Origin of the sequence: Aquitalea sp. FJL05, assembly GCF_003852595.1 — a bacterium.
In the GTDB taxonomy this organism is placed as follows: domain Bacteria; phylum Pseudomonadota; class Gammaproteobacteria; order Burkholderiales; family Chromobacteriaceae; genus Aquitalea; species Aquitalea aquatilis.
Map to the genome: position 1 here is coordinate 18,245 of NZ_QAJS01000008.1, position 17,120 is coordinate 35,364.

The 17,120-nt window shown below is 62.3% G+C and carries 20 protein-coding genes; 12 read left to right on the forward strand and 8 right to left on the reverse strand.

Annotation, left to right across the window (positions count from 1 at the left end):
* Window positions 1-75: 75 nt before the first annotated feature.
* From DBR44_RS07770 to rraA, 7 genes are all read left to right on the forward strand, one after another.
* Window positions 76-630, forward strand: a complete 555-nt coding sequence (locus DBR44_RS07770; RefSeq protein WP_158613575.1) for an Rnf-Nqr domain containing protein — start codon at window positions 76-78, stop codon at window positions 628-630.
* Window positions 627-1,208 (forward strand): electron transport complex subunit RsxB, encoded by a 582-nt coding sequence (rsxB, locus tag DBR44_RS07775; protein ID WP_124643524.1) that lies wholly within the window; start codon window positions 627-629, stop codon window positions 1,206-1,208. The genes DBR44_RS07770 and rsxB overlap by 4 nt, the downstream gene beginning before the upstream one ends.
* The gene (gene rsxC, locus DBR44_RS07780) at window positions 1,205-3,031 is read left to right on the forward strand and encodes an electron transport complex subunit RsxC (RefSeq protein WP_124643525.1); all 1,827 of its coding nucleotides are present in this window, start codon (window positions 1,205-1,207) and stop codon (window positions 3,029-3,031) included. Before rsxB ends, rsxC begins: the two co-directional genes overlap by 4 nt.
* Window positions 3,031-3,810, forward strand: coding sequence for an RnfABCDGE type electron transport complex subunit D (locus tag DBR44_RS07785; protein WP_158613576.1), 780 nt, complete (start codon window positions 3,031-3,033; stop codon window positions 3,808-3,810). The genes rsxC and DBR44_RS07785 overlap by 1 nt, the downstream gene beginning before the upstream one ends.
* Before the next feature lie 122 nt (window positions 3,811-3,932).
* Window positions 3,933-4,565 carry an endonuclease III gene (gene nth / locus DBR44_RS07790; RefSeq protein WP_124643527.1) on the forward strand — a complete coding sequence of 211 codons (633 nt, stop codon included), beginning with the start codon at window positions 3,933-3,935 and terminating at the stop codon, window positions 4,563-4,565.
* Window positions 4,566-4,667: 102 nt separating this feature from the next.
* On the forward strand, window positions 4,668-6,146 hold the full coding sequence (locus tag DBR44_RS07795) for a DegQ family serine endoprotease (RefSeq protein WP_124643528.1): 1,479 nt from the start codon (window positions 4,668-4,670) through the stop codon (window positions 6,144-6,146).
* A gap of 79 nt (window positions 6,147-6,225) precedes the next feature.
* Entirely contained in the window at window positions 6,226-6,705 is a 480-nt protein-coding gene (rraA, locus tag DBR44_RS07800) for a ribonuclease E activity regulator RraA (protein WP_124643529.1), read from the forward strand.
* Window positions 6,706-6,725: 20 nt separating this feature from the next.
* On the opposite strand, the gene DBR44_RS07805 is transcribed toward rraA, so the two are convergent.
* The 7 genes from DBR44_RS07805 to pcnB form a co-directional block, all read right to left on the reverse strand.
* Window positions 6,726-7,133 carry a GFA family protein gene (locus DBR44_RS07805; RefSeq protein ID WP_233578426.1) on the reverse strand — a complete coding sequence of 136 codons (408 nt, stop codon included), beginning with the start codon at window positions 7,131-7,133 and terminating at the stop codon, window positions 6,726-6,728.
* 186 nt (window positions 7,134-7,319) lie between these two features.
* The gene (gene panD / locus DBR44_RS07810) at window positions 7,320-7,700 is read right to left on the reverse strand and encodes an aspartate 1-decarboxylase (protein ID WP_124643530.1); all 381 of its coding nucleotides are present in this window, start codon (window positions 7,698-7,700) and stop codon (window positions 7,320-7,322) included.
* A gap of 23 nt (window positions 7,701-7,723) precedes the next feature.
* Window positions 7,724-8,557, reverse strand: a complete 834-nt coding sequence (panC, locus tag DBR44_RS07815) for a pantoate--beta-alanine ligase (RefSeq protein WP_124643531.1) — start codon at window positions 8,555-8,557, stop codon at window positions 7,724-7,726.
* Between the two features lie 17 nt (window positions 8,558-8,574).
* Window positions 8,575-9,366 (reverse strand): 3-methyl-2-oxobutanoate hydroxymethyltransferase, encoded by a 792-nt coding sequence (gene panB, locus DBR44_RS07820; protein WP_124643532.1) that lies wholly within the window; start codon window positions 9,364-9,366, stop codon window positions 8,575-8,577.
* Between the two features lie 48 nt (window positions 9,367-9,414).
* Window positions 9,415-10,056: a deoxynucleoside kinase gene (locus tag DBR44_RS07825; RefSeq protein WP_124643533.1), complete on the reverse strand. Its 642-nt coding sequence runs from the start codon at window positions 10,054-10,056 to the stop codon at window positions 9,415-9,417.
* On the reverse strand, window positions 10,053-10,559 hold the full coding sequence (gene folK, locus DBR44_RS07830) for a 2-amino-4-hydroxy-6-hydroxymethyldihydropteridine diphosphokinase (RefSeq protein ID WP_124643534.1): 507 nt from the start codon (window positions 10,557-10,559) through the stop codon (window positions 10,053-10,055). Before folK ends, DBR44_RS07825 begins: the two co-directional genes overlap by 4 nt.
* The gene (gene pcnB / locus DBR44_RS07835; RefSeq protein ID WP_124643535.1) at window positions 10,556-11,920 is read right to left on the reverse strand and encodes a polynucleotide adenylyltransferase PcnB; all 1,365 of its coding nucleotides are present in this window, start codon (window positions 11,918-11,920) and stop codon (window positions 10,556-10,558) included. Before pcnB ends, folK begins: the two co-directional genes overlap by 4 nt.
* A 207-nt stretch (window positions 11,921-12,127) precedes the next feature.
* Between pcnB and DBR44_RS07840 the strand changes: the two genes are divergently transcribed.
* The 5 genes from DBR44_RS07840 (at window position 12,128) to DBR44_RS07860 (ending at window position 16,716) form a co-directional block, all read left to right on the forward strand.
* Window positions 12,128-12,865, forward strand: coding sequence for a hypothetical protein (locus tag DBR44_RS07840; protein WP_124643536.1), 738 nt, complete (start codon window positions 12,128-12,130; stop codon window positions 12,863-12,865).
* Between the two features lie 334 nt (window positions 12,866-13,199).
* Window positions 13,200-13,499: a hypothetical protein gene (locus tag DBR44_RS07845; RefSeq protein WP_124643537.1), complete on the forward strand. Its 300-nt coding sequence runs from the start codon at window positions 13,200-13,202 to the stop codon at window positions 13,497-13,499.
* 137 nt (window positions 13,500-13,636) lie between these two features.
* The gene (locus tag DBR44_RS07850; protein WP_124643538.1) at window positions 13,637-15,025 is read left to right on the forward strand and encodes an MATE family efflux transporter; all 1,389 of its coding nucleotides are present in this window, start codon (window positions 13,637-13,639) and stop codon (window positions 15,023-15,025) included.
* Between the two features lie 11 nt (window positions 15,026-15,036).
* Complete coding sequence (gene murB / locus DBR44_RS07855; RefSeq protein WP_124643539.1) at window positions 15,037-16,062, forward strand: UDP-N-acetylmuramate dehydrogenase; 1,026 nt, start codon at window positions 15,037-15,039, stop codon at window positions 16,060-16,062.
* A gap of 27 nt (window positions 16,063-16,089) precedes the next feature.
* Complete coding sequence (locus DBR44_RS07860; RefSeq protein ID WP_124643540.1) at window positions 16,090-16,716, forward strand: HAD family hydrolase; 627 nt, start codon at window positions 16,090-16,092, stop codon at window positions 16,714-16,716.
* Between the two features lie 6 nt (window positions 16,717-16,722).
* Here the strand turns inward: DBR44_RS07860 and DBR44_RS07865 are convergent, their stop codons facing one another.
* Window positions 16,723-17,103, reverse strand: a complete 381-nt coding sequence (locus DBR44_RS07865) for an MAPEG family protein (protein WP_124643541.1) — start codon at window positions 17,101-17,103, stop codon at window positions 16,723-16,725.
* Window positions 17,104-17,120 lie beyond the last annotated feature (17 nt).

Genomic DNA, 17,120 nt, shown 5'->3' on the forward strand with positions numbered 1-17,120 from the left:
CTCATGGCAGCAAGGTTGTGGTCCGGGCGGGAAACCCGGATAATTTTGCGGTTTTGCTTTCTGGATTATCCGGCCATGAATTTTGGGCTTTATCTGCCGCTGCTTGCCGGGCTGGCATTCTGCAATCAATGCCGCCGCCCCGATGACAGCCAGGCGGCTGCGCTGGCGCTGCCAGCCGCCATCGCCATGGGGCTGGCCACGGCCATCATGCTGCTGCTCGGCGGCGGCCTGCTGGCGCTGGCAGACAGCGCACACCTCGATCTACCCTTGCCCTTGTCCGCCATCCTGTCGCAAGCCGCCAGTGCCCTGCTGCTGACGGGTGCACTACCGCGCCTTGCCGCTGGCGAAGCCGCCCAGCTTGGGCTGCGCTGGCCCATGCTGCTGCTGAACAGTCTGGTGGCCGGCCTGCCCTTGTCTTGCTTGCCATCCACCAGCAGCCCGCTGGCATCCCTGCTCACCGGCTTGCTGAGCGCAGCCCTGTTCACCTTGCTGCTGGCCCAGTTCGCCACGCTGCCACCACGCCTGCAACGCTGCGCCCTGCCCGTATGGCTGCGCGGCCGGCCTGCCCTGCTGCTGTGTGCCCTCATCATCGCGCTGGCCTTGCATGGCCTTGGAGCCCGCCTGTCATGACCCTTGTTCTCCGTTTGCTGCTGCTCTTGCTGGCCATCTGGCTGCTGGGAAAAATCCTGCGCAGCAGCGCACAGAAATTGCACCCTGCTGCCGCCAGCCTGCCACCGCTGGCTGAGCGCATCGATGCCCTGCTGCCGCAAACCCAGTGCGGCCAGTGCGGCCACGCCGGCTGCCAGCCTTACGCTCAGGCGCTGGCGCGCGGCGAAGACAGCATCAATCGCTGCCCGCCCGGCGGCGAGGATGGCATACGCAAGCTGGCCACGCTGCTGCAAGTCGACTACCTGCCCTTTGCCGCCGATGCCCCAGCACAAAAGCCCAAGGCGGTAGCACTGATCGATGAAGCCACCTGTATCGGCTGTACCCTGTGCATTCAGGCCTGTCCGGTGGATGCCATCCTCGGCTCTGCCAAGCAGATGCACACCGTGCTGGCTGATGAGTGCACCGGCTGTGAATTGTGCCTTGCCCCCTGTCCAGTGGACTGCATCAGCATGCGCCCGGCCACCAGCCTGCCAGCCGACTGGCGCTGGGCTTACCCGGTCATCGCCATCAAGGCCATCAAGCCAGGTAGCAGCACATGAGCCGCCAGACCATCCTGCCGGTGTACACCGCTGCCAGCAGCCAGCCATTGGCCACCCTGCCGTTGCCGGCCCAGCTAAACCTGTGGCTGCAAGGCAGTCGCTGCTGTGTCGAAGTGGGCCAGCGCGTACTGAAGCACCAGTTGCTGGCCCAGGCCGACAATGAGTTCGGCGTGGCTGTCCATGCCCCCACCTCCGGCCATATCCGTGCCATCGGCCCGCTGCCGCAGGCACTACCCGGTGCGCCACGGCTGGATGGCCTGCAACTGCAGCCAGACGGGCTGGACGAAGCGCTGCCACTGCAAGCCGATACCAGCTGGCCAGCCCTGTCACCACTGGCGCTGGCCATCCGGTTGCAAGACATGGGTGTCATGGGCCAGCACGGCCCGCTGCTGCCGCTGGCCTGGGCAGCAGCCCCGCCGCCGCTGGCACTGCTCATCATCAATGCGGCGGAAAACGAGCCTTTTCTGCAGGCCGACAGCATGCTGTTGCGCGAACAGGCCGCCGCCGTAGCCGACGCCATGACCATGCTGGGGCGCATACTGCAGCCGGCACGGCTGGTGCTGGCCGTCCAGCAAGAACAGGGAGCCGCCATCAATGCCCTGCGCAGCCTGGCCCGCAACCAAACCTGGCAGCTTGAGGTAATACAAGCCCCCTACCCGGCTGGTGATGACGCACCACTGCTGCGCTCCTTGGCGCGCCCCGAAGAAAGCGGCAACAGCCTGTGCCTGCCAGTAGCCGGCGTATATGCGGCCGGACGGGCCATCCTGCATGGCAAGCCATGTATCAGCCGCATCGTCACCGTCAGCGGCACCGTCAAGCAGCCACAAAACATCCTCGCCCTGCTCGGCAGCCCGGTCGCCGATCTACTGGCCTGCGCCGGCCTGCCGACACAGCGCCATGCCATCGTCCATGGCGGTGGACTGCGTGGCTTTGGCTTGGCGGATACGTCGATTGGCATACACCAGCACAGCAATTGCCTGCTGGCCCTACCCGCTCAGTCTGAGCTGATTGCCCAGCCCTGCATCCGTTGCGGCGATTGCGCCAGCATCTGCCCCAGCCAGTTGCAAGCGCAGGAGCTGTATTGGCATTGCAGCCAGCAACAGCTGGAACAAGCACAACACTGGCGGCTGGCCGACTGCAGCCAGTGCGGCCTGTGCAGTGCCGTTTGCCCCAGCCAGCTGCCCTTGCTCGACACCTTCCGCCAGGCCAGCCAGCAACTGCTGGCAGCAGAGCAGCAACAGACCGCCGCCGACGCAGCCCGCCAGCGCCATCGCTTCCGCCAGTTCCGCCTGGAACGCGACAAGCAGGAAAAAGCGCAGCGGCTGGCCGAACGCGCTGCACAACAAGCCGCCAAATTGGCGCAACAAGCAGCGACCGCCCCAAGCCAGAACACCACGCCAACAGCAAGCAATGCTGACAAGCAGGCGGCCATCGCTGCCGCCATGGCCCGAGCGGCGCAGCGGCAGCGTCCGGATGCCGCACCGTCCATCAGCAGCAGTGAGCGTGATGCCGCCATTGCGGCCAACCGTCAGGCAACCATCGACGCCGCCATGGCGCGCGCCGCCGCCCGCAAGGCGGCACAGGATGCAGCCAAGGCAGCGGCGGCGGAAACATCCGCCGACAACAGTGAGCAACCTGGGCTGAACCAGCAACAGCACGCGCTGATTCACGCCGCCATGCAGCGGGCCAATGCGCAGAAGTCTGCAGCCGCTACCAATAGCCCGGCAGCCATGGACGAAGACAAGAAGGCGCTGATTGCCGCCGCCATGGCTCGCGCCGCCGCCCAGAAAGCCGCACGCGATGCCGGAGAGCAGGAAAAATGATGAGCCCCCCATTAATACGACTCGCCCCCACCCTGGCAAGCCGCAACCGCCAGCACCTGCTGGCGCTGCTGCCGGCACTGGCCATCCAGTTCTGGCAACTGGGGCCGCAGGCCTTGCTGGCACTCGTGCTGGCCACGGCCAGCGCCCTGCTAGCCGACAGCGTAGGCCTGGCCTTGCGCCGACAGGCCGTATGGCCGGCCTTGCGCCAGGGTGAAGCACTGCTGTCGGCAGTGCTGCTCACCCTGCTGCTGCCCGTCACCACACTGCCGCTGCTGTGCATATCTACTTGCGCTGCCATCCTGCTGCTACGCCAGCTGTTTGGTGGCAGTGGCAGCAGCCTGTTCCATCCGGTGGCCGGCGGCCTGCTGCTGGCAGCGCCCTGGCTGCCCGCCAGCCTGCCCCATGCCAACCTCCCGCTGTCGCTGGCCTTGCTGGCCGGTGGCCTGTGGCTGCTCTGGCGCGGCCTGCTGCGCTGGCAAGCGCCGCTGGGACTGTTGCTGGTGGTGTTGATTGCCCTGCCAGTGGGCAGCGGCTGGCTGCTGGGTCAGAGTGCACTGTGGCTACTGGCCGGCTGGGTGATGAGCGATGGCAGCTGCACCCCCATCACCTCGCGTGGCCGGCTGATCTATGGCCAGGCTGCCGGCATGCTGTGCATCAGCGTTATCACGCTGACCAGCCACCCGGATGCCGCGGTGACGCTGGCGGCCAGCCTGCTGCTGCTCAGTGCCAGCGCGCCCTTGCTGGACAGCCTCACCCTGTCGCCGGGCCGCCGCACGTAGAAACCGCAACGCATACGAGCCGGCAGCGGCCTGCGTTACAATGGCGCAGGCTGCAAGCACCGGCAATACAGCCTGTCCGCAGCCGTCACCCCCGTACCGAACCAGCCCCAAGCCGACATGCCATGAACGCCACCAAGCGCTACGAGATTTTCCGCCGCCTGCGCGAGCACACTCCCAAGCCGACCACCGAGCTGGAATATCGCACGCCCTTCGAGTTGCTGATTGCGGTGTTACTGTCAGCCCAGGCGACCGATGTCAGCGTCAACAAGGCCACCCGCCCGCTGTATGCCGTGGCCAATACCCCGGCCGCCATGCTGGCGCTGGGTGAAGAGACAGTCTCCGATTACATCAAGACCATCGGTCTGTTCCGCACCAAGGCCAGAAACGTCATTGCCACCTGTCGCCTGCTGCTGGAAAAACACGGCGGCGAGGTACCGGATGACAGGGCGGCACTGGAAGCACTGCCCGGCGTGGGCCGCAAAACCGCCAATGTGGTGCTGAACACCGCCTTTGGCCACCCCACCATCGCCGTGGATACCCATATTTTCCGGGTAGCCAACCGCACCCGGCTGGCCCCCGGCAAGGATGTGCGCGAGGTGGAAGACAAGCTGCTGAAGTACGTGCCGGCCGAATTCAGGGTCGATGCCCACCACTGGCTGATCCTGCATGGCCGCTATGTCTGCAAGGCCCGCAAACCGGACTGCCAGCACTGCGTGATTGTCGATCTCTGCGAATATCCGGCAAAACCGGTATGATTGAACACAATCTGTGCCTGATGACAATTCAGGCTGGATGACCTGGAAATACAGCGGATCGCCCCTATATCCGTCTGAAAGCCTCCCCGAAAGGATAACTCTGTGACTCCGTATCTTCGCACCATTGTCGGCGCCCTTCTGGCTGCGTCGTTGCTCTCGGGTTGCGACAAGATCGAAAGCCTGTTCCACAAGCAGAACCAGCCGGCTCCGGTCGCGGTTCCTGCCCAGTCGGACGGTCGCGTCGCCATGTTGCTGCCTGACTTCACCCAACTGGTCGAACGCGACGGGCCGGCAGTGGTGAACATTCAGGCCAATCGCACCGATGCGGCGCCACAGCAAAGTGAAATGCCCTTCCCGGTGCCGGAAGACGATCCGCTATTCGATTTCTTCAAGCGCTTCATCCCCAACCAGCCCAATCAGCAGGATCAGACCCCGGAAGAAAGCATCTCTTTCGGTTCCGGCTTCATCATCAGCGATGACGGCTTCATCATGACCAATGCCCACGTGGTGAATGGCGGCAGCCAGATCAAGGTCATGCTGACCGACAAGCGCGAGCTGAAAGCCCGCCTGGTCGGCCTGGACAAGCGTACCGACGTGGCACTGCTGAAAGTGGATGCCTCCAGCCTGCCGGTGGTCAAGGTGGGTAGCCCGTCCCAGCTCAAGGTCGGGGAATGGGTGGCAGCCATCGGCGCGCCCTTCGGCTTTGAAAACACCGTCACCGCTGGCATTGTCTCGGCCAAGGGCCGTAGCCTGCCGGATGAAAACTACGTACCGTTCATCCAGACCGACGTCGCCATCAATCCGGGCAACTCCGGTGGCCCACTGTTCAACCTGAAGGGTGAAGTGGTCGGCATCAATTCGCAGATCTACAGCCGCTCCGGTGGTTTCATGGGGATTTCCTTCGCCATTCCAATCGACCTGGCCATGAATGTGGCCGAGCAGATCAAGGCCAAGGGCAAGGTCAGCCGTGGCCAGCTGGGCATCAATATCCAGGAAGTGTCGCAAGAGCTGGCGCAATCCTTCGGCCTGCCACGCCCCAGTGGTGCGCTGGTGGTGCGTGTCGATCCGCAAGGCCCGGCTGGCAAGGCCGGCCTGCAGACCGGGGACATCATCCTCAAGCTGGATGACCGTGCCATCGAAAGCTCCAAGGATCTGCCAATGATGGTGGGTTCGCTGCAGCCCGGTGCCAAGGTCAAGCTGTCGGTATGGCGCAAGGGCGAGGAGAAAACCATTCAGGCCACGCTGGGCGAACTGGCAGCGGAAGTCACACCGCAGGCCAAACAGCAAGATGAAGCTGCGCCGCAGAACTTCCAGTTTGGCAAGCTCGGCCTGACCGTCACCGAACTGACCGCCAAGCAGCGCAGCGAGCTGGGGCTGAACGGCGGCCTGCTGGTGCAGAAGGCACAGGGCGCGGCAGCCCGCTCCGGCTTGCTGCATGGCGATATCATCATGGGCCTGAATCAGAATGAAATCACCACGGTGAAGAGCTTTGAAAAGGCGCTGGCCAGTGCCCGTGGCAATATCGCCCTGCTGGTCCGCCGCCAGGACAGTACATTGTTTGTACCGCTACGCCTGGATTGATGTATGCAACAAGCCGCCGCAAGGCGGCTTTTTTGCGTCCGCCATCCAGCGCAACCATCATCTGCCAAGGAGAAAGAGCATGAGTTTTCTGACAACCGATCTGTGCGATGCCAACGAAGGCCATGTCCGCGTGGTGGAGCCGCTATTCCAGCGCTATGGCAATCATCAGCGTTTTTATGGCCAGATCGTCACCCTCAAACTGTTTGAAGACAACACCCTGGTCCGGGAAACCCTGGCGCAGGATGGCCATGGCAAGGTACTGGTGGTGGATGGCGGCGGCTCGCTGCGCTGCGCCTTGCTGGGGGATCAGATCGGCGACCTGGCAGTGGCCAATCATTGGGATGGCGTGGTGATCTACGGCTGCATCCGCGATTCGGTCGCGCTCAACCAGCTGCCGCTGGGCATTCGCGCACTGAATACCCACCCGCTCAAATCGGTAAAACGTGGCGAAGGCCAGCGCGACCTGGCGGTGACCTTTGGTGGCGTCACCTTCGTGCCGGGCGAATGGCTGTATGCCGACGAAGATGGCGTGATCGTGTCGGCCACGCCGCTGCTGTAAACACAGCGACGCAGCCGTGCTCAGTCGCGGCTGCGCGCATGTACCGGCAAGGCTGCTTGCTGTTGCGGCTCGCCCCAGCTGATATGGTCCTGCCACCAGATATGGAACTCCGGTGCCAGCAGTTCCGGCACATCCAGCGAAGCGGCCGTGAGGTCGATATCGTCCGGATCAGATTCGTGCTGATAGCTGAGCGTAGCACCGCAATGCGGGCAAAACCCGCGCATGGCGGCAGCGGAAGAATGGTAAAACAGCGGCTTCTCTCCCAGCCACTCCAGCTCGATCAGCCGGATGGTGAACCAGGTGACGAAAGCCGCACCGCTGGCCTTGCGACAACTGACGCAGTGGCAGTGGGTCACGTGAAAAGGCTGGCCATGCACCCGGTAATGCACGGCACCACACAGACAGCCTCCATGCAGAATGCTGCTCATGTCATGCTCCTGTCGTGGCAAACGAACCAGCCGGCCGGGCTGGTGCGGCAACTCATTCAGAAACTATAGACAGTTATAAACAACCATGCAAAGCATGGCCGGTGGCGGGCGGCTGAGTCAGTCGATGCCATGAAAAAAGCGATGCCGCAGCATCGCTTTCGCCAGGTTTGCCTGCTTGTCTGGTACTCAGGCCGGCTGGGTCGGGGTCTTGCTGTCCAGCGCCGTCATCTGGTTGCGCTCGTCCACGAACACCAGCTTGGGCTGGTGATTGGCCAGCTCGGCATCTTCGTACTGGGCAAAAGAGGCGATGATCAGCAAGTCGCCCGGGGCGGCACGACGCGCAGCCGAACCATTCACCGAAATCACACCGGAGCCACGCTCGGCCTTGATGGCATAAGTGGCAAAACGTTCGCCATTATTGACGTTCCAGATCTGCACTTCTTCGTATTCGCGAATATCCGCTGCTTCCAGCAGGTTTTCGTCGATGGCGCAGGAGCCGATGTAATGCAGTTCGGCGTGGGTGGTAGTAACACGATGAAGCTTGGACTTGAGCATGATGCGCTGCATGGTACGGTCTTTCCTGGCCCGGCTTAGCGGGACACTTCCACATTATCGATCAAACGGGTACGGCCCAGGCGGGCGGCAGCCAGCACCACCAGGCGCTTTTCGCCGGCATGGGCCACTTCCAGGGTATCGGCCTGACGTACTTCGACATAATCCACCACCCAGCCTGCCTGCTGCAGATCGGCACTGGCATTGGCTTCCAGCGTAGCGTAATCGCTATCGCCGGCCAGCAGGGCGGCACGCATGGCAGACAGATTGCGGTACAGGCGCGGGGCTTCGGCACGTTCCTCTGCCGTCAGATAGCCATTACGCGAGGACAAGGCCAGGCCGTCTTCGGCACGGCCGGTATCTACCGGAATGACTGCCACCGGAATATTCAGGTCGTCGACCATGGCCTTGATCACATGCAGCTGCTGGAAGTCCTTTTTGCCGAAGCAGGCCACATCAGGCTGCACAATATTGAAGAGCTTGCTGACCACGGTGGCCACACCACGGAAATGACCGGGGCGGAAAGCGCCGCACAGCTCGTCCTGAATATGCGGCGGCTCGACATTGAAATCCTGCTTCACACGCGGGTAAAGCTCGGCTTCGGTGGGAAAGAACAGCGCATTCACCCCGGCCGCCTCAAGCTTGGCACAGTCGGATTCAAAGGTGCGCGGATAAGCGTCGAAATCTTCGCCCTGACCAAATTGCAGGCGATTGACAAAAATGCTGACCACCACCTTGTCGGCGTGCTGGTGCGCCGCCTCAACCAGGGCCAGATGGCCCTCGTGCAGATTGCCCATGGTGGGTATAAAAGCCAGCTTGCCGGCCTGGCCACGCCATGCACGCATGGCTGCCACGCTACGGATGATTTCCATTTCCTTACCCTTTTGGCTTAGAAGGTGTGCTCGGCAGCGGGGAAGCTGCCGGCCTTGACTGCCTTGACATAGGCCTCGACCGCACCCTGGATGCTGCCTGCCTCATTCATGAAACTCTTGACGAAGCGGGCTTTCTTGCCCGGATAGACACCGAGGATGTCGTGCAATACCAGTACCTGGCCGCTGACCTCGGCACCGGCACCAATGCCGATGGTGGGTACGGCAAGCGTTTCGGTGACGCGGCGGGCCAGATCGGCCGGCACACATTCCATCAACACCAGGCTGGCACCGGCGTCGGCCAGTTGGCGGGCGTCATCCAGCAGGCGTTCAGCGTCGCTCTCGCTCTTGCCCTGCACCCGGTAGCCGCCAAAGGTGTTGACGAACTGCGGGGTGAGGCCGATGTGCGAACAGACCGGAATGCCGCGCTCCACCAGAAAACGGGTGGTTTCCGCCATGAAACGGCCACCTTCCAGCTTCACCATGTGCGCACCGGCCTGCATCAGGCGGGCGGCATTGGCGAAAGCCTGCTGCGGGCTTTCCTGATAGCTGCCGAAAGGCAGGTCGCTCAGCACCATGGCATCGCCGGCGCCGGCGGCGACACAGCGGGTGTGGTAAACCATTTCTTCCATGGTTACCGGCAGCGTGGAATCGCGGTTCTGGATCACCATGCCCAGTGAATCACCCACCAGCAGAATCTCCACACCCGCCTGATCAAGGAGGGTGGAAAAGCTTGCGTCATAGCTGGTGAGCATGACGATCTTCTGGCCTTCGGCGGCCATCTTCTGCAGGGTGTTGACGGTAATTTTCATACCTGTACTTCCTCGGTGTGGTCGGGAAATGCAAGGCGTCACTTGTATTCAGACGCTCTTGTTGAAATAGCTGCGCTGTCCGCGCATCTCGCTGATGCAGCGCAACAATAGCTCGAAATCCTCGTTACCATCAACCAGCTCGAGGTGGTCGGTATTGACGATGAGCAAGGGGGCTGCTTCGTATTGATGGAAGAACTCGCTGTAAGCGGCGTGCACGCGCTTCAGGTAGCCTTCCGGGAAGTTCTGTTCCAGTTCGCTGGCACGGGCGGCACTGCGATCCAGCAAGACCTGCTCGGAGGCTTGCAGGTAAATCACCAGGTCAGGTACCGGGTATTGCGGCAACAATTGCTGCGCCAGGCGCTGATACAGCGCCAGTTCCTGCTCGTCCAGGTTCACCCGGGCAAACAGGGCGTCTTTTTCGAACAGGAAATCCGATACCACCGGGCTGGCCAGGCTATCGCCCAGCAACATGCCACGTGCCATGTCGGCGCGCTGCATCAGAAAAGTCAGCTGAGTGGCCAGACCGTGCAAGGCCACATTGCGGTAAAAACGCGGCAGGAAAGGGTTGGATGCCGGGTCTTCCGCCAGCAATTGCACGCCCCAGTAGCCCGCCAGACGGCGCGCCAGCGCCGATTTGCCGGAACCGATCGGCCCTTCCACCACCACATAGCGCAAATGACTCTGACTCATGCTTGTCTCCTTGGCTGAGCAGACGACTCCAGCCGCACCACGCCGGCACAATCCAGTGCAGCAGCAATGTCGGCGGCCAGACCGTGTTCCCCCACCTGCTGGCCGGGGGCAATTTCCGCCAACGGTACCATGACAAAGGCCCGCTGGTGCATGCGCGGATGCGGCAACAGCAGTTGCGGGTCGTCCAGTACGGTGTCCTGATACAACAAAACGTCCAGATCCAGCACCCGCGGTGCGTTGCGGAAGCTGCGTTCGCGGCCGAAACCGGCCTCGATCTGCATCAGCGCATCCAGTAGCTGATAAGGCGTCAGCGCGGTTTCCAGCAGGGCAACGGCATTGATGAAGTCGGGCTGGTCGAGATAACCCACCGGCGTGGTGAGGTAGAGCGAGGAATGGCTGAGCAGCTGGCTGCCGTCAAGAGCGGCAAGGGCCGCGAGCGCGGCCCTGATCTGGTCAGCCGGTTGCTCCAGGTTACTTCCCAGAGCGACGTAGGCTAGGCTCACGCGGCCTCTCCCCCTCCGCCGGCCTGATCGGTACGGCGACGGCCGGATGGACGACGGCGACGGCGTTTTTTCGCCGGTTCTTCCTCACCGCTGTTCTTGGCGTCATTGATCAGCGCTTCACGCTCGGCCTGATCGCCACGCTGGAAGGCTTCCCACCACTCCACCAGGCTCAGCGGCAGCTCGCCGGCTTCGGCACGCAGAGCCATGAAGTCGAAGGCGGCTCGGAAACGCGGCTGTTCGAGGAAGCGGTAAGGACGCGCACCACTGCGGCTGTCGAAACGGGCCTGCAGTGTCCAGATTTCACGCATGGTCACGCTGAAACGGCGCGGAATGGCAAAATCGTTGTCCTGCTCGTTTTCCACATCAGAAATGGCCAGTTGCAAGGCGGGCAAGGGCTTTTCACCGGCGGCGATATGCTGCTGCCAGTGCTGGTTCACCTGTTGCCACAGCAAGGTGGCCAACAGGAAACCGACCGATACCGGCTTGTCGGCACGAATGCGCGCATCAGTGCTTTGCAGCCCCAGTTGCAGGAACAAGTCGTCGCCGTCCTCACCCATCACGGCATCCAGCAGCGGGAAGACACCGCGCGACAAGCCTTCGTCGCGCAATTTCTTCAGGCAGGCGTAGGCATGGCCGGACATCAGCAGCTTGAGCATTTCGTCAAACAGGCGCGCCGGCGGCTCCTTGCGCAGCAGATGGGCGTGGGCGCGAATCGGCTTGCGGGTGTCGTCGTCGATCTCGAAACCCAGCTTGGCCGCCAGGCGTACCGCGCGCAGCATGCGCACCGGATCTTCCTGATAGCGGCGTGCCGGCTGGCCTATCATCACCAGTCTCTTCGCCTTCAGGTCCTTGACCCCGTGGTGGTAGTCGATGATGGATTCGTCAGAAGGATCGAAGAACAGCGCATTGACGGTGAAGTCACGGCGATGTGCGTCCTCTTCCTGGCTACCGAAAGTATTGTCGGCCATGATGCGGCCAGACTCATTCTGATCATCGATGCCACCGCCACGGAAGGTGGTGACCTCGATGGTTTCCGGCCCCACCATCACGTGCACGATGCGGAAGCGACGGCCAATGATGCGCGAGCGGCGGAACAGATGATGCACCTGTTCCGGCGTGGCATTGGTGGCGACGTCAAAATCTTTGGGAGAAACATCCAGCAACAGGTCGCGCACGGCTCCCCCTACCACAAAGGCAGAGAAACCGGCTTCCTGTAAGCGGGAAGTCACCTTGAGCGCAGCATTGCTGAGCTGATCGCGGCGTACGCCATGCTGGGACAGCGGAATCACGCGTGGTTTGCTACGGCGTTTGCCCATGCCTGACGGCAGCTCCAATACTTTACGGATAAGCTTGCGGATCATTTAGAGGAATAAGGACGTGGAATGAAGGGATTCGCAAGAAAGGAATTCAAGCGGCAGATTATAGCCTGAATCTTCTGACAAGATACACCGCCATGGCCCATTTAATCGCGATGACCATGGCCAGACCCACGCCGCCGCGATTGCCCGCCGTGCGCAGCCGGCCTAGAATCGCACACCATTGCCGCCATTTCTGTGTGAAGACACCACGTGATTCCCTTACTCGCCCTGGATATCCAGACCCTGCCCGATGTCGCCGGCATCCGTACCCTGTATCAGCTGGATGCGCAAATCAGCGATGCCGATGTCGTCTACTTTGCCCTGCAGCGCAGCCGGGCCAGCCGGGCGGATGAATTCATGCCCTACCACCTGCATCGCGTGGTCGCGGTCAATGCCGTGCTGCATAGCCGGCAGGAAGTGGCGCTGCACCAGTCGGCAGCCGGACAGGACGAAGCGGCCATGCTGCAAGCGCTGGCGGCACTGCTGAATGAACATATGCCGCAAATTGTCAGCTGGCAGGGTTCCCAGTTGCTGTTGCCGGTATTGCGCCACCGGGCCATGTTGCACAATGTGGCGTTTCCTGGCGGCCCCACAGGCCTGTTCGGCCAGACGCTGGAGCTGAGCCGCCTGCTGTGCCAGGGCGCACAGCCCGGCTGTGTGCCGCAGCAGGAAATGGCCGGCCTGTGCGGCCTGCCGCGCATTGCCGATTACGATGCGCCGCAATCCTGGGCTGCCGCAGCGGCAGGACAGTTGCCCGGTCTGCTGGAGAGCAGCGCGCAGCGCGCTGCCTGCCATTACCTGATGTGGCTGCGCCTGGCCGCGCTGCAAGGGCAGATTTCTGCACTCACTCGCAGCCAGCATGAACAAAAACTGGCACAACTGCTGAGCCAAACCGGCGGACACTGGCAGGAATTTCTGCAACAGTGGCCCGCACACAACAGGGCTTGACAGGCTATCTGGTCAGGAATAATCTTTTCTCATGCGCCGATTTGATACAGCTTGCTGGGCGCACTATAAATGCCAGCTAAAGCGTGAGTCGGATAACCCGCTGCGCTCTTCTGGCCGGCGGGTTTTTCTTTTTCCGTCATAGTGCGCTCGCTATGCGACATCGGGCATGTTGTTTGTTGTAAGCAGTTCTGGTTTTACCGTCTCCGGCCAAGGCCGGAGCACAGGCGCCGAGTTAATCGACAACTTGCAGGGCGCCCAAAAATCCTGCTAAAGCGTCGCCTGACGGAGAGTCGGGCACGCAACAGCGCTCACTCATACCCGATGGAGTTTCACCATGTACGATTGCCTGCAAGATAGCTGTAGCGACTTTTCCTTTGCCGTATACGATGCCGTGGGAAGAAAACGCCCCTTACAAGGCAGCCTGACTGCCACCCCCCTGTGCGCCGACACTACCCTGCCGCTGCAAGCACTGATCGACTTCGCCAGCCAGCTTGGCTATGACAGCCAGCTGGACAACCGGCTGCTGACCATTCATGACGTGGGCCTGATGGACGCACTCACCATCAATAACCGTTTTGGCAAGGAGCTGATCATCAGCTGTGACCTGCGCCGCGAGACGCCGGTACGCTTCTGAGCGTGTCGTGTTGCCGCCGCCCAAGCACCGCATTGCGCGCCCGTGCTGTTGCGCGGCGTCGCCATTGGGCAAGACAGGGTAGCCGGGCGCTCCTTATAATGGAGCGCTTGCCCACCCCGCCGAATTGACGCACCGCCATGTTGCAGCAACTGAAAAGCGCCCCTCCCGGTGCCATCAGCACCGAAGCCCGCCAGATCAGCCGCCTCGCCCTGCCGATGATGATTGCCCAGATCGCCCAGGTCGCCACCGGCTTTGTCGATACCGTGATGGCTGGCCGGGTCAGCACCGATGATCTGGCTGCCGTATCACTGGGTGCCAGCATTTTCATTACCGTGTATGTCACGCTGATGGGGGTGGTGACCGCGCTCAATCCGGTACTGTCCCACCAACTGGGTGCAGGCCAGACCGATCAGCTAGGCGAAACCGGCAGACAAGGCATCTGGTTCAGCCTGTTCGTCGGCCTGCTCGGTGCGGCTGCCATGCTGTTGGCCGAGCATCCCTTGCGGCTGTGGCTGCAATTGCCCACCGATGTGGAAGACAAGGTGATGCTGTTCATCACCGGCGCTGCTGTCGGCATGCCGGCTGCCATGATGCACCGCGCCCTGCACGCCTATGCTTCCAGCCTGAACCGGCCACGCGTCATCATGGTAGTGAGCCTTATTGCCCTGGCACTGAACGTTCCGCTCAATTACGCCCTGATCCACGGCCTGTTCGGCCTGCCGCGCCTGGGGGGTGCCGGCTGCGGCTGGGCCACCGGCATCGTGTTCTGGTTCAACTGCCTCACCCTGTTTGCCTATATCTGCTGGCACCGCCATTTCCGCCCCTACGGCCTGACCCGCCAGATGAGCTGGCCGGACTGGAAGCGCTATGGCGCATTTCTCAAGCTGGGCCTACCCATCGGCCTGTCCTTCTTTGTGGAAGTGAGCCTGTTTTCCTTTATCGCCCTGCTGATTGCCAAGCTGGGCATGACGGTGGTGGCCAGCCATCAATCGGTGCTGAACTTCTCCAGCATCATTTACATGCTGCCGCAAAGCATCTCCACCGCCCTTACCGTGCGCGTGGGCCAGCGGGCCGGTGCCGGCGATTATCATGGCGCCCGTTTCGTGGCCGGCGTGGGCCTGCTGGTGGGGCTGGCCACCGCCGTGGGCACCATGTTGCTGGTGCTGTGGCTGCGCCAGGACATCATGGCGGTTTACTCGCCCGACCCGCAGGTGATCGCCATGGGCTCGGCCCTGCTGCTGTTCGCTGCGGTATTCCAGCTGACCGATGCCGCCCAGACCATCGCCTCCGGCGCGCTGCGCGGCTACAAACTGACCACGGTGCCGATGATCATTCACATCACCGCCTTCTGGGGTATCGGGCTGGGCCTGGGCATCACGCTGGGGCTAACCGACTGGCTGGTCGCCCCCATGGGTATCTACGGCTTCTGGCTGGCACTGGTATTCAGCCTGAGCATCGCCGCCCTGCTCTTGGTCAGCTATCTGGCGCGCGAAAGTCGCCGCCGCCTGCACCGTCAAACCCCATAAGAAAGCTGAAGATGACACTCGCCATTCAGTCGCATATTTCACTCAAGCCCCACAACACCTTTGGCATGGCGGTGCAGGCTACCCACTTCTGCCAACTGGATGACACGGCGCAGTTACCGGCGCTGCTGGCCAGCAGCCCCTACCAGGCGGGTCCGGTGTTGTGGCTGGGTGGTGGCAGCAATCTGCTGCTGACACGCGACTACCCCGGCCTGGTGATCAAGGTGGCGCTACGCGGCATCCGCTTGCTGGAAGAAAGCGCCGACAGCGTGCTGGTGGAAGCCGCAGCCGGCGAAAGCTGGCATGACTTCGTGCGCTACAGCCTGCAACAAGGCTGGTACGGGCTGGAAAACCTCAGCCTGATTCCCGGCACCGTGGGGGCCTGCCCGGTGCAGAACATCGGTGCCTATGGCGTGGAAGTGAAAGACCGCATTGCCCAGGTCGTATGCGCCGACCTGACCGCAAATGGCACCGCGCTGGAACTGGATAACGCGGCCTGCCGTTTCAGCTATCGCGACAGCGTTTTCAAGCACGAGGCCGCTGGCCGGCTGCTGGTGACGGCAGTGCGGTTCAGGTTGTCGCGCCAGCCGCAATTGAAAACCGGCTACGGTGACATCCAGCAGGAGCTGGAAAAACGCGGCATCCATCACCCCACGCCACTGGATGTCAGCGATGTGGTGATGGCCATCCGCGCCAGCAAACTGCCAGACCCCGCCGTACTGGGCAATGCCGGCAGCTTCTTCAAGAACCCGGTGATTGAGCAAGCCCAGGCCGATGCACTGCTGCAGCGCTTCCCGGCCCTGCCGCATTACCCGGCCGGCCCAGGCCGGGTGAAACTGGCGGCAGGCTGGCTGATCGAGCAGGCGGGCCTGAAAGGCTATCGCCAGGGCGATGCCGGTGTGCATGAACGCCAGGCCCTGGTGCTGGTCAACCATGGCCAGGCCAGTGGCAGCCAGATGTGGGCACTGGCCCGCCATGTACAGGATGCGGTGCGCCAGCGCTATGGCGTGGAACTGGAAGCCGAACCACTGGTCTGGTAAAACCCGGCCACGACAAAGCGAACCATCATGCAACAGACACATACACTGCAACACGCACCGGTACTGGTCTTCGATCTGGGTGGTGTGCTGGTGGACTGGAACGGTATCGATCCGCTGATGGCACTGTCGCAGGGCCGGCTGAGCCGCGAGCAGGCCAGGCAATTCTGGCTACATACACCAGAAGTGGCACTATTGGACAGCGGCCGGGCTACACCACGCGAATTCGCCGCACTGATGGCAGACAAGCTGCAACTGGGCATCAGTACCGAGGCCATGCTGCAGGCGCTGGACGACTGGCTGCAAGGGCCATTTGCCGGTGCCCATGAACTGCTGCAGCAGCTGGGCCAGCACTACCGGCTGGCCGTGCTGAGCAATAACAACGCCCTGCACTGGGGCAAGATCGCGCGCGAATTCGATTTGCTGCAGCACTTTGAAGCCTGCTTTGCCTCCCACCTGATCGGCCTGCGCAAGCCGGATGCCGCCGCCTATCACTACGTGCAAGAAGCACTGCAGGTAGAAGCAGGACAAATCGTGTTTTTCGATGACAACATCGAATGCGTACAGGCGGCCCAGCAAGCAGGCTGGCAGGCATTTCACACCGTGGGCCTGCCGGCGGTACGACAGGCGGTGCAGGCGCAAGGCCTGTTAAGCTGAGTACACTTAAAACACACCCGCCGCACTGACAAACAGCAGCACCACCATGGCCATGCCACCCAGCCAGCACAGCGAACGCAACGTGGCCTGATCGGCGATGTAACACAGGCCATGTCCCAGTCGTAGCAGCAGGTACAGCCCAGCCAGCAGATCCAGCCGGCCCACCGGCACCTTCATCATCCACGCCAGCAACATGGCTGCGGCATAGCTGGGAAAAGCCTCCCAGGCATTCTGCTGCGCCCAGTTGGCACGCTGGCGCCAGCCACTGGCGGCCGCCAGACCGACACGCGGCTGATGGTTGTCATACGGGATGCCCGCCTTGGCCAGCAAGGTCCACAACAGCGGCAACAACGAAACCAGCAAGATACTCCACAGGGCAAAGGGCATGACTGTTTCTCCTGAAA

Bases quoted from the DNA above. Each gene is read 5' to 3' on its own strand.
- DBR44_RS07770 (WP_158613575.1), top strand. From the start codon at position 76: ATGAATTTTGGGCTTTATCTGCCGCTGCTTGCCGGGCTGGCATTCTGC.
- rsxB (WP_124643524.1), top strand. From the start codon at position 627: ATGACCCTTGTTCTCCGTTTGCTGCTGCTCTTGCTGGCCATCTGGCTG.
- rsxC (WP_124643525.1), top strand. From the start codon at position 1,205: ATGAGCCGCCAGACCATCCTGCCGGTGTACACCGCTGCCAGCAGCCAG.
- DBR44_RS07785 (WP_158613576.1), top strand. From the start codon at position 3,031: ATGAGCCCCCCATTAATACGACTCGCCCCCACCCTGGCAAGCCGCAAC.
- nth (WP_124643527.1), top strand. From the start codon at position 3,933: ATGAACGCCACCAAGCGCTACGAGATTTTCCGCCGCCTGCGCGAGCAC.
- rraA (WP_124643529.1), top strand. From the start codon at position 6,226: ATGAGTTTTCTGACAACCGATCTGTGCGATGCCAACGAAGGCCATGTC.
- DBR44_RS07805 (WP_233578426.1), bottom strand. From the start codon at position 7,133: ATGAGCAGCATTCTGCATGGAGGCTGTCTGTGTGGTGCCGTGCATTAC.
- panD (WP_124643530.1), bottom strand. From the start codon at position 7,700: ATGCAGCGCATCATGCTCAAGTCCAAGCTTCATCGTGTTACTACCACC.
- panC (WP_124643531.1), bottom strand. From the start codon at position 8,557: ATGGAAATCATCCGTAGCGTGGCAGCCATGCGTGCATGGCGTGGCCAG.
- panB (WP_124643532.1), bottom strand. From the start codon at position 9,366: ATGAAAATTACCGTCAACACCCTGCAGAAGATGGCCGCCGAAGGCCAG.
- DBR44_RS07825 (WP_124643533.1), bottom strand. From the start codon at position 10,056: ATGAGTCAGAGTCATTTGCGCTATGTGGTGGTGGAAGGGCCGATCGGT.
- pcnB (WP_124643535.1), bottom strand. From the start codon at position 11,920: ATGATCCGCAAGCTTATCCGTAAAGTATTGGAGCTGCCGTCAGGCATG.
- DBR44_RS07845 (WP_124643537.1), top strand. From the start codon at position 13,200: ATGTACGATTGCCTGCAAGATAGCTGTAGCGACTTTTCCTTTGCCGTA.
- DBR44_RS07850 (WP_124643538.1), top strand. From the start codon at position 13,637: ATGTTGCAGCAACTGAAAAGCGCCCCTCCCGGTGCCATCAGCACCGAA.
- murB (WP_124643539.1), top strand. From the start codon at position 15,037: ATGACACTCGCCATTCAGTCGCATATTTCACTCAAGCCCCACAACACC.
- DBR44_RS07860 (WP_124643540.1), top strand. From the start codon at position 16,090: ATGCAACAGACACATACACTGCAACACGCACCGGTACTGGTCTTCGAT.
- DBR44_RS07865 (WP_124643541.1), bottom strand. From the start codon at position 17,103: ATGCCCTTTGCCCTGTGGAGTATCTTGCTGGTTTCGTTGTTGCCGCTG.